At 55.7% G+C, this 11,384-nt stretch carries 8 protein-coding genes; 4 read left to right on the top strand and 4 right to left on the bottom strand.

Annotated features, from left to right (window positions below):
* Positions 1–52: 52 nt before the first annotated feature.
* The 4 genes from Q0Z94_RS09760 to Q0Z94_RS09745 form a co-directional block, all read right to left on the bottom strand.
* Positions 53–877: a hypothetical protein gene (locus Q0Z94_RS09760; protein WP_298069223.1), complete on the bottom strand. Its 825-nt coding sequence runs from the start codon at positions 875–877 to the stop codon at positions 53–55.
* Between the two features lie 562 nt (positions 878–1,439).
* The gene (locus Q0Z94_RS09755; RefSeq protein ID WP_298069221.1) at positions 1,440–2,468 is read right to left on the bottom strand and encodes a tyrosine recombinase XerC; all 1,029 of its coding nucleotides are present in this window, start codon (positions 2,466–2,468) and stop codon (positions 1,440–1,442) included.
* The gene (dprA, locus tag Q0Z94_RS09750; protein WP_298069219.1) at positions 2,465–3,745 is read right to left on the bottom strand and encodes a DNA-processing protein DprA; all 1,281 of its coding nucleotides are present in this window, start codon (positions 3,743–3,745) and stop codon (positions 2,465–2,467) included. The genes Q0Z94_RS09755 and dprA overlap by 4 nt, the downstream gene beginning before the upstream one ends.
* The gene (locus Q0Z94_RS09745; RefSeq protein WP_298069217.1) at positions 3,742–5,838 is read right to left on the bottom strand and encodes a cation:proton antiporter; all 2,097 of its coding nucleotides are present in this window, start codon (positions 5,836–5,838) and stop codon (positions 3,742–3,744) included. Before Q0Z94_RS09745 ends, dprA begins: the two co-directional genes overlap by 4 nt.
* Before the next feature lie 151 nt (positions 5,839–5,989).
* Here Q0Z94_RS09745 and hisS point away from each other — a divergent pair, with 151 nt between their 5' ends.
* The 4 genes from hisS to Q0Z94_RS09725 all read left to right on the top strand — a co-directional run.
* The gene (hisS, locus tag Q0Z94_RS09740; RefSeq protein WP_298069214.1) at positions 5,990–7,243 is read left to right on the top strand and encodes a histidine--tRNA ligase; all 1,254 of its coding nucleotides are present in this window, start codon (positions 5,990–5,992) and stop codon (positions 7,241–7,243) included.
* Between the two features lie 11 nt (positions 7,244–7,254).
* A complete protein-coding gene (aspS, locus tag Q0Z94_RS09735) occupies positions 7,255–9,105 on the top strand; it encodes an aspartate--tRNA ligase (RefSeq protein WP_298069212.1) in 1,851 nt (616 codons plus the stop codon).
* Between the two features lie 3 nt (positions 9,106–9,108).
* Positions 9,109–9,618, top strand: a complete 510-nt coding sequence (gene def / locus Q0Z94_RS09730; RefSeq protein ID WP_298069210.1) for a peptide deformylase — start codon at positions 9,109–9,111, stop codon at positions 9,616–9,618.
* Positions 9,619–10,598: 980 nt separating this feature from the next.
* Positions 10,599–11,384 (top strand): hypothetical protein (locus tag Q0Z94_RS09725; protein WP_298069208.1); only part of this gene is annotated, 786 nt, incomplete at its 3' end.

Raw genomic sequence — 11,384 nt, 5'->3', positions numbered from 1 at the left:
ACGAACCTTCAACCCGTCAATTCTTCCCGCTGATTATGCCTTTCCTAATATTTCAACCTCTAATTATAACAGAGCCTACATTATAAAAAGAGTTGTCTTTCCAGCTTGAAGAAATATATTCCTTCCATGGCATCTGGTTATAATATGGTTTGCCGAGTAAAATAAGCGGTAATGCATACTGAGTATATGGATACATACTTGTGGTATCAGGGTAATAGACAAAATCACAAAAATCTGCAGCAACTTTCGGATATTTTTTAACAATATCTGAAAAATAGTCAGTTTGAAACGTATCAAGAATAAATACTATGATATTTTTATTTTCAGATACATCCAGAAGAGGGTCTTCTGATAGTGCATAACCTGACCTTTCGTCAATATCAATATTATAATAATTATATGCGACTTGTAAACATTGACAAAAAGCAATAATAATAGCGGCATTCCTTAACAAGATAAACTTTTCTTGTTTTAGGAAATACGACAAAATAAATGGAATAAGCAAACAGCATATCCATATGATAGTATTAATAATGCCATAGTTAATATAATCATCCCAATTAATATTTCGTCCATCCAAAACACCATAATCTGGATTAATGAAATATGTCTGAATAAAAAAACCAAGCATCAGACCAAAAATCAAGAGCTTAAATATTGCTGCAGCTCTTGGAAAAAATTTATTGAGTATAAACGAAATTATAAATAACACTATAAAACAGACAAAAGAAACAAGAATAAACAAGAATAATGCTGAAGCTATGGAAAAATTTATTTCGCTATTATTTATAATATATATGTTTAAAGGTATAAAAAGACCAATTGTTAATGCAAGGCATGCTTCTATACCATAACTTATCACATTAAATAACATCATGTTTCATCCTTTGTTTGCGAGTGCCATAGTTCCTCTCAGTATCGAGAGCAGTCTAAAATCTATTGACAGTTGTACTGTCAATTATCTCGGAACGAGTGACTAAAAACCATATAACACATTGAATTTATAACATATTTTTTACGCTGAAAAACAGCGCTGACTTTTCCTGAAATTCTTCTTGCCTAAAAAGCCTTTATAAGTTAGGAATAGCCAATCGTTCATTGACAGTACAACTGTCAATGAACTTATGTATTGTGAAAAACTCTTTTTTGTGTGAACTGTCGCTGCCAAATCCCCCCTTCGAAAGGGAGTTTGTGCGGGGCTTTTCCAGATGCGGCGCGGAGAGATTTTCCGAATTTTTAAAGAGAAAAAACGCCGTCCCGTTCTTCATGTGAGATAAGGAAGGCGCGCCTGCGACGATGATTAAAATCGTTGCCGCCGGTTCAAAAGGCTGTGCGCGATGAGCCTTACGCTGGTTTCTTACCGATTTTTCTGTGAAGCGCCGCTGAAAAGACAGGAGAAGACGCAAGGAAAAATCGCAGTGGCTGCAGCGGCTGCCCCTTCAATCCTTGCTCTTGTCCTTTCCCTGCCGTGCCAGAGGGTGTGCGGCGTCGTAGATGCGGGTAAGTGCGTTGAGGTCGAGGTGCGTATAGCGCTGTGTCGTCGAGATACGGCTGTGGCCGAGCAATTCCTGCACGGCGCGCAGATCCGCCCCGCCTTCAAGGAGATGCGTAGCGAAGGAGTGGCGCAGGTCATGGGGTGAGACATGCTGCGGGATGCCCGCAATTTCGGCCTGCGCGGACAGGATGCGCGCGGCCTGACGGCGATCCAGCCGCCCGCCGCGCCGCCCCAGAAACAATGCCTGCTCTCCGGGCTGCGGGGGTACGCACACCCGTACGGCCAGCCATCTGGCAAGAGCGGTCATGCAGGTATCGCTGAGGGGAACCACGCGCTCCTTGCTGCCCTTGCCCAGAACGCGCACCTGCGAAGCCCCCCGGCGTATGTCCCCCACGTCAAGCCCAAGCGCCTCGGAAATACGCAGGCCCGATCCGTAGAGAAGCTCCAGAAGCGCCATGTCGCGGCAATGCAGGGCCTGTTCAGCCGGCACAGACCCGCCTGCTTCCAGAGGGCGCAGCCCCGCACCCTGCGCTTCCTGCGCGGACGGCTCCTCGCCGGGCAGAGCCTGCTGATCCGAGAGCAGGTCAAACATCTGATCGACATTGAGCATGGCCGGATGACGCTGATCCTGGCGCGGGTTGCGCACTCCCGCGCAGGGATCGCTGTCCACCTTATGCGTACGCATGAGATAGCTGAACAGGGAACGCAGGGCCGACAGCTTGCGCGAAATGGAAGAACGGGAAATGCCCTCGCGGAAAAGGTAGGCGGAAAAGCCCTGCACAATCTGACTGGTGATGCTTCTGGGGCTGGCCAGGCTTTTCTCCTGAAGGAGCAGGTAGTTCTCAAACTCCAGAATATCCGTGGCATAGGCTTCCACCGTGGCATCCGACGCCCCTTTCTGAAACTCCATCCAGGCCAGGAACACGGTCGCGCATTCGGGAAGCTGCGCCAAAATTTCGTCAAGCCGGTTCACGGGCATACCTCATAGCGGGAATCGGCAGTGCGCCGTATCCGGCGAGCCACTTCAAGCATCATGAGCGCGGCCGTCACCCGCGCCGGTGTCCAGGACGGGTCGCGCTCCTGCGCGGCGCACAGCAGATCTTCCGGGCCTGACGCAGAGGAAGCGAGCAGCTCCAGAAGCGTCTGTTCGTCCGGCGAACAGGGCGCTTTTACCGGGGAAGAAATCTGCTCCTGCGGCTTGGCGCGTTTTGCGGCCCCGCGCCGGACGGCTGCCGTTCGGGGCTTCGCAGTCCGGGAAAGTACGGCAGGTTTCGGCGCTTGTTCCGTTTGTATGCGCCTCTCCGCATTCCCGCTTTCGCGCTGCTTCAGCGCCGCCTTGAGCTGCGGCAGAATTCCGGCCATAAGGTCTTCCGCTCCGGCGACGGGGCTGGCGCCTTCCAGAAGCAGGCTTTTCGAGCCTTCGGGATACCGCCCGGAAAAAAGCTCAGGAGACGGCACACAGACTTCCCGCCCCTGTTCTGCGGCGAGGTGCGCGGTGAGCAGGCTGCCGCTGTTCGTTTCCGTGGCTTCGGCCACCAGCACCGCCAGAGACAGTCCGCTCATGACGCGGTTGCGCACCGGAAACGAGTAGCGCCGAGGCTTCGTGCCCGGCGGAAATTCGCTCAGTACAAGTCCTTCCTGAAGGATGCGCCGGTACAGGCCGATGTTCGCGGCCGGATACGGGACATCGATGCCTCCGGCGAGCACGGCCACCGTTGAACCGGTACGGCCCAGAGCTTCGCGGTGAGCCGCGGTATCCACGCCCATTGCCAGCCCGGAAACGACGGTCACACCCGCCGAAGCCAGCTCCGCGGACACCCGTCCGGCAAAGTCCAGAGCCGCACGGGAACAATTCCGCGAACCCACCACGGCAACGCACGGTCCGGCGAGCAGGGAGAGGTCCCCGGCGGCGTAGAGCAGGACGGGTGCGTCGGCAATTTCCCGCAGGAGCGCGGGGTAACGGGGATCCGTCCAGAGAATGACATGCGCGTCCAAACGGTGCGCCGCTTCCCATTCCGGGCGGGCCGCCTCGCGCCATTCCTGCTTCTGGAAGAACGCCAGGGCGGAAGCCGGAACGCCTTCTTCAGACCAAAGCTCCTTCCGGCATACGGCATCGTAGGCCGAACCGAAGCGCCGCAGCAGACGGGCGGCCAGGCTTGCGCCCAGGCCCCTGGTACAGCGCAGGGCGAGAGCCGCCCAGTATTCCCGGCGGGCGTTCTCGTCCAGCCGCTCCAGCGCTCCTGCGCTCATGCCTGCACTCCGGCTTCCGCGTCCTCCGCCGGAGCGGGTGCGCAGAACAGCGCCGAAGCCTGGGCCAGCGCTTCCGCCGTGGCCAGAACAAAGACCACGTCTCCGGCCTCAAGACGGGTATCCGCGCGGGGGCTGTTGTCGATGCTCTCGCCGCGCCTCACTCCCGCTGCCGTCAGGCCGTAGCGGCGGCGCAGCCCCACATCCCCCAGCGTCCTGCCGTCCAGAGCGCAGCCCGGCTCCACGGTAAAGGCCGAGAGCTGAAGATTGGGCAGGCTTTCCATGATGGCACCGCCCATGTCGAGCTGCCGCTGCATTCCGTAGTTCTCACGGCGGATGGACACGATGTAGCTGTCGATGGTCTGCCGCGGAACAAGGTAATGGTTCAGAACACGGGCAAAGATTTCCAGAGAGGTTTCAAACTCTTCGGGAATGACTTCGTTGGCCCCCAGCTCGATATAGGAGTTGATGCGGCTCAGGAAGCGCGTGCGCACCACGATGTGCAGGGCGGGATTCATGGCTCTGGCGTTGGAAATGATGGCCCGGCCGCCCGCGGGGTCGGAAATGAGTATAGCCAGCGTCCGTGCCGTGGGCACTCCCAGATGTTCCAGCACCAGCGGGAAGGAGGCATCGCCGTGGCGTATGGGTTCCGTGTCGCGGAAGCGCGCCACCGTGTCGGTATTCATCTCGGAAATAATGTAGGGGATGCCGCTCTTCTTTGCGCCCCGCGCCAGAAGCTGGCCGCCGATGCCGAAGCCGATGATGATGAGGTGATCCTTCAAAAGGCGCCCGTCGCGGACGATGCCCTTTTCCTCGTATCCGGCGGCGTCAGGGGTCTCATCGTCCATGGCGGCCAGCGCGGTGTTGCCGGAAGGCTTGCGGAGAACAAAGCCGGCCACCCGCGGCGCGGCATCGAGGAGAAACGGCGTGAGCACCATCGTCAGGATACTGGCGGCCAGAAAGATCTGATACGCCTCATTGCTGATGAGTTCGAAGCCCAGAGCCGAACGGGCCAGCACAAAGGAAAATTCTCCCACCTGCGCCAGGCTGAAGCCGGTCAGCAGGGCCGTGCGCATGGAGTAGCGCAGAAGCCGGATGGCCGGAAGCACCGCCGCGATCTTCACAAGCACGATGGCCGCCGCGCAGAGCAGCACCAGAAAGATATGGGACGCAAAAAAGCGCACGTCGAGGAGCATTCCCACAGAGATGAAGAAAATGCTGGAAAAGACTTCCTTGAACGGCATGATGCTTTCAAGGGTGTTGAGGCTGTACTCCGACTCCGCGAGCATGAGCCCGGCAAGGAAGGCTCCCAGCGCCAGTGAAAGCCCCACCTGCGACGTAAGCAGGGCCACGGCCAGGCACAGGCCCAGCACCGTCATATACATGAGTTCGCGGCTGCGCACACTGACCACGCTGAACATGACGCGGGGCAGCACGAACTTGCCGAAGGCGAGGATGGCTCCGATGACCAGCAGCCCCTTGCCCACGGCCAGTGCCATGGACTGATAGTCCAGCGCCATGTCGCCGCCGAGGAGCGGGAACATAAGCACCATGGGCACGATGGCCAGATCCTGAAAGATGAGCACCGCCAGACAGACGCGGCCCTGCGGGGATTCGGTCTGCCCTTTCTGCTGAAGCAGACTGAGCACAATGGCCGTTGAGGAAAGCGTGACCATGCAGCCGTAGACAATGGCGAGGCGGACCCCGCTCCACCAGAAAGAGAGCAGGAAGACCATGCCGACGGTAAGGAGAAGCTGCGCCGAGCCTCCCAGCAGCAGGGGACGCTTGAGGCGCACAAGTTCCCGTGAGGACAGCTCCATGCCGATGGAGAACATGAGGAAGGCCACGCCCGCTTCGGCCATGATGTCCACCACTTCCTCGTTGGGAACAAGCCCCAGGGCGGACGGGCCGCAGAGGACACCGGTGAGCAGGAATCCGACGATGGAAGGCAGGCGGAAGCGGTGGCAGACCAGCACCACCAGAATGGACAGGACGAAAAGAATGACGATTTGACGCAGAATGAGTTCTTCCATAGGACCGCCGCAGGGTATGGACGCCGCCCGAAACGGCGGCACGTCTCTCTTTGTTCTTGCCATGTTTTTCTTCCCGATGCAACGCAGGGGGCGGCGTTTCCCCAAAGCCCGCCCGTAGGCTCACCGCTCCGCTCCCGGCCCGTGAAATCCTTTTGACATCAGAAAAAAAACACCCTATTTTTTTGTGTTCTATATTTTTTGTTGGAGTCGCATCATGGCACAGATTCAGGCTATCAAGGGCTTCGCCGACCTCTTCCCGGCTCAAAGCCGCGTGTTTCAGATGATGGAAGCCAGGGCGCGCGAGATTTTTCCCCGCTACGGCTTCGGAGAACTGCGCACTCCGCTCATGGAATACACTGACCTCTTCTGCCGCGGCATCGGCACCGAGACCGATGTGGTGCAGAAGGAAATGTACTGCATCCCCGACAGCAAGGGCCGTTCCATGTCACTGCGGCCGGAAGCCACGGCCGGCGTCATGCGGGCCTATATCGAAAGCGGCGTCCACGCCCGCGAATCCGTAAGCAAGTTCTTCACCATCGGACCCATGTTCCGCCACGAACGCCCCCAGAAGGGCCGTATGCGCCAGTTCCACCAGATCAACTGCGAATGCCTGGGACCAAAGGAGCCTGAAGCCGACGCCGAGATCATCTGCATGATGATGGATTTTCTCGGCAGTCTCGGCCTGCACAATCTCACGCTTCAGATCAATTCTCTGGGCTGCTCCTCGTGCCGCCCCGTCTACCGGAAGACCCTGCACGACTGGCTGGCCAGGCTCGACCCCGCCCTGCTCTGCGAAGACTGCAAGCGCCGCATGGAGACCAATCCCCTGCGTGTGCTCGACTGCAAGGTCCCGGCCTGCAAGGAAGCCACGGCCGGTGCGCCGGTGCTTCTGGACAACGAATGCCCGGAATGCCGGGAACACTTCGCCGCCGTCCTGCGTCACCTCGACGCGGAGCACGTCCCCTATGAGATCAACCACCGGCTGGTGCGCGGACTCGACTACTACACCCGCACCACCTGGGAAGTGGTCTCGAACGACATCGGCGCCCAAGGTTCCGTGGCGGGAGGCGGCCGCTACGACGGGCTTGTGGCCCAGCTCGGCGGCCCAGCCGTTCCGGGCATCGGCTTCGCCTGCGGCATGGAGCGGCTTGCTCTCCTGCTCGAAGGCCGGCCTCAGCCGGAAAGCCGACCCGACTTCTTCATGGCCGTGCTCGATCCCTCCTGCCGCGACGCCGCCTTCGGGCTGACGCAAAAACTGCGCCACGAAGGTTTTTCCGGCATCATGGGATACGAAAGCCGCAGCATGAAGGCCACCATGCGCCAGGCCGGAAAATCCAACGCCCGCTGCGCCCTCATCATGGGAACCAACGAACTCGCCGCGGGCACGGTCATCATCAAACATATGGAATCGGGCGAACAGGAGGAGGCTCCCCTCGCCGAAGTCTCCGCCCGCCTGACCGCAGAATAAAGAGGAAAACCATGAGCCAGTTTGAAGAAGCGGACAAAACCGTCATCGACGTTCAGAAGGAACACGCCCGCTATGTCAAGCCGCTGGGAGACTGGCGGCGCAGCCATCACTGCTGTGAGCTGACCCTTGCCGATGACGGCAGAAACGTTTGTCTGATGGGCTGGGTGCAATACCGCCGCGACCACGGCGGCCTGATCTTCGTGGATCTCCGTGACCGCGAGGGCCTCACGCAGGTGGTGTTCAGCCCTGAAATCGCTCCCGAAGCCCACAGGGACGCCCACATTCTGCGCAGCGAATACGTCATTGCCATCAAGGGCCGTGTACGCCCCCGCCCCGAGGGCATGACCAATCCCAACCTGCACACCGGCGAAATCGAAGTCGTTGTGCTGGAATGGAAGCTCCTCAACACGGCCAAGACCCCGCCCTTCACCATCGAAGACCGCACCGACTGCGCCGAAGGCGTGCGCCTGCAATACCGCTACCTCGATCTGCGGCGTCCGGGCATGGCCCGCAACCTGCGCACCCGCCACGCCATCGTCCAGGCCTGCCGGAGCTATCTCAACGAACTCAAGTTTCTGGAGGTGGAAACCCCCTACCTCACCAAGTCCACGCCCGAAGGCGCCCGAGACTTCCTTGTGCCCAGCCGCCTGAACCCCGGCGAATTCTACGCGCTGCCCCAGTCGCCCCAGCAGTTCAAGCAGATGCTCATGATGAGCGGCATCGACCGCTATTATCAGGTGGCCCGCTGCTTCCGCGATGAGGATCTGCGCGCCGACCGCCAGCCGGAGTTCACTCAGGTGGACATCGAAATGAGCTTTGTGGACGAAGATCAGGTCATGAGCATGGCCGAGGGGCTTATTGCCCGTGTGTTCAAGGAGTCCATCGGCGTGGACATCGAACTGCCGCTGAAACGCATGACCTACGAAGAAGCCATGCGCGACTACGGCTCCGACAAGCCCGACACCCGCTTCGGCCTCAAGCTCCGGGACGTGACCGATGTGGTGCGCGGCTCCGCGTTCAAGCTCTTTGCCAGCGCCAGGCTGGTCAAGGCCCTGCGCGTGCCCGGCGGCGCTTCCATGACCCGCAAGGAGATCGATGAGCTGACCGACTTCGTCAAGGGCTTTGGCGCTCAGGGACTGGCCTGGATCAAGATCCACGAAAGCGAATGGCAGTCCCCCGTGGCCAAATTCCTTTCCGAAGAAGAACGCGCCGGACTCAAGGAAGCCTGCGGGCTTGAGGTCGGCGACATCGTGTTCTTCCAGGCCGGAGAACCGGGTCTCGTCAACAACGCTCTCGGCTCCCTGCGCGTGAAGCTCGGCAGCAAGCTCGGACTCATCCCGGAGAACGCCTGGAACCTGCTCTGGGTCACGGACTTCCCCCTGTTCGAATACAGCGAGGAGGAACAGCGCTGGGTGGCCTGCCACCATCCCTTCACCGCCGCTCAGGACGAGAGCTACGGCATCATGCTCACTGACCCCGCCCGCGCCAAGGCCCGCGCCTACGACATGGTGCTGAACGGCAACGAAATCGGCGGCGGCTCCATCCGTATCCACACCCCGGCTGACCAGTACCGCATGTTTGAAGGGCTGGGCTTCAGCGACGAATCCGCCAAGGCCCGCTTCGGCTACTTCATCCAGGCTCTGGACTACGGGACCCCGCCCCACGGCGGCATCGCCTTCGGACTCGACCGCGTGGCCATGCTGCTCACCGGCGCTTCCTCCATACGCGATGTCATCGCCTTCCCCAAGAACCAGAAAGCCGTCTGCCTGCTCACCGATGCCCCCTCGCCGGTGGAGAACAAGCAGCTGCGTGAACTGGGCATCCGCCTGCGCGAAAAGGCGGCCCAGGGCAAAACGGAGTAGACCATGTTGCGTCCCGTCCTCCAGTATCCCGACCCCCGCCTCGCCAGGGTCAGCGAACCTGTGGCTGAGGTCGACGATGAAATCCGCGCCCTGGCGCAGGATATGCTCGACACCCTCACCAGCGTGGGCGGAGTGGGCATAGCCGCGCCGCAGATCGGCGTCCACAGGCGTGTTGTCATCATCGACGTCTCTCAGGAAAACGATGCCCCCGACCACCCGCAGGACTTCAAGGTCTTCATTAACCCCGTGATTACCGTACTCGACCCCGCGGGACACGAAGAACTGGAAGGCTGCCTGTCCGTGCCCGACCTGCGCGCCAAGGTCAAGCGCCCCCGCCGCGTGGCACTGGACGCCCTCGACCTCGACGGCAAGCCCGTCCACATCGAAGGCGAAGGCTACTACGGCGCCTGTATGCAGCACGAAACCGACCATCTGGACGGCAAGCTGTTCATCGACCACATCAGCTACCTGAAGCGCTCCCTGTACGACAAGAAAATGAAAAAGAAGCGCTGACGCACCTTCCCGGCACGGCACCCATGCCGCCATTCCTCGTATCCGAAGCTCACGGCCGTCTTTCCCACCATACGCGGGAAAACCGGCCGTGTTTTTACTGCCATATCTCAAGTCGCTGCGCGATTCCTGTGCTGACAAAAATCCTCCCCAGGCAAAACTGCCCTTACGAAACTCCGTCACCTTGACACGGTGTTATGATACGGCAGCGACTATCTCTGGTTCTGGAGAAAAGGGCGGAGAGATGTGGAGAAACCTGTTCATCCGTTTCCCATTATGATAGCTTGAAACGTACACACAGTGCCTTGTGACAGGACTAGTCAGTAAAAGAAGAATAAAGAGCGCGGGGTATCGTTTGGCAGGAAAACCTATCTGAAAATTTTCTGTGCAGCCTGATCACGCATTGCCTCCTCAACGCTCTTCTGTGAGATCAACACTGCACTGATATCCTCCTGTCACGAAACCAACAAAACGTCCAATGATCGGGCCAGTCAAAAAAACAATAATGACAGTCCGCTAATAAATGGTAGGCCAGGATAAGGGCTTGTTTTCCAGATATTGCTGCAAGGAAAGAGTGTTTATGAAGAAAATCAAGAGTTCGTTGTCAGATATACTGTTGATGAACCCTTTTGGATACTGGCAGGGAAAATGAATTTTTGTTGGAAAAATGAAAAACACACCTTTTCCGTTCATCTAAAAAATCAGAATTTCTACAGGGTTATGTGGCATTTTTTAAAAATATCCAGAAAAATGTTCCTGAAAAGAACATGTCAGCGGGAAATATCTTTTTAAAAATAATCGAAAATTCAAATAGTTACTTGATCACTCCCTTTCAACGTAAAATTTTCTGCCTTGCCAAAGCGCTCGCTAACGGCTATAAATTTCAACGAATTCATCAACAGTATATCTGTCGATGTTTTAATTGGCTAACGTCTAACTGAAGTTCCCCTTTTAATAACATTAAAAGAAAGGCTGGTATAACTATGGAAAGAACTCTTGATCTGTGGCCATGGATACTTACAAACACTTCGACCGTTCCTGATCCAGGTTTTTTTCTTTTATGCCCTCATGGCGTTGGCACACTTTCTTTTACCTATTACTTAACTTTAATCGGAGCCCCCTCTTCTTTTTTCATGCCTTTCTACAAAGATGGAAAAATAGTTAATCCTGATTATCCTGTCCAAAAATCCACTATATATATTCGTGGAATTTCTTGTGATCGTGTACTTTTAGATTATAAACCGTTATCTTATGGCAATAATCAGCAAAAAATAATTCAGCTTATTCGCGATCCTATTGATCAACTTACTTCATGCATTAATTTTAATATTGCTGCTTCTATATACGGAGATAGAATTCCGGCAGTAACTAAAAATTCAATATTAGAATTTATGAATATCAGATTTCATACAACATGCATGTTTACCTCTATGACAAAAAGCGTTTCCTCTCATTCTGATATATTTTATATTGATACAAAAGATATATCTGGTGCACAAAATTGTCAAAAGACAATGTGTAACGTGTCAGAATATTTAACTATTCCACATATACAAGTTGACGATGGTCTATACAATATTTCTTATAATTCATTTAAAAACAGATTATGGTTTCAGCTTCAAAAACAAAAAAAAGTTGATAATGGCCATATCAATCATGTTCTATCAAAAATTTTAATATTTCCTTCAGAACTCCATGATTTTGCAGCAAATACTTGGTATCGTTCTCATATACTTGATGTGTTTTCATATAACAATGAAGAATATATT

It is taken from the genome of uncultured Mailhella sp. (genome assembly GCF_947631555.1).
Taxonomy (GTDB): Bacteria; Desulfobacterota; Desulfovibrionia; order Desulfovibrionales; family Desulfovibrionaceae; genus Mailhella.
This window is presented reverse-complemented; position numbering and strand designations above follow the sequence as displayed.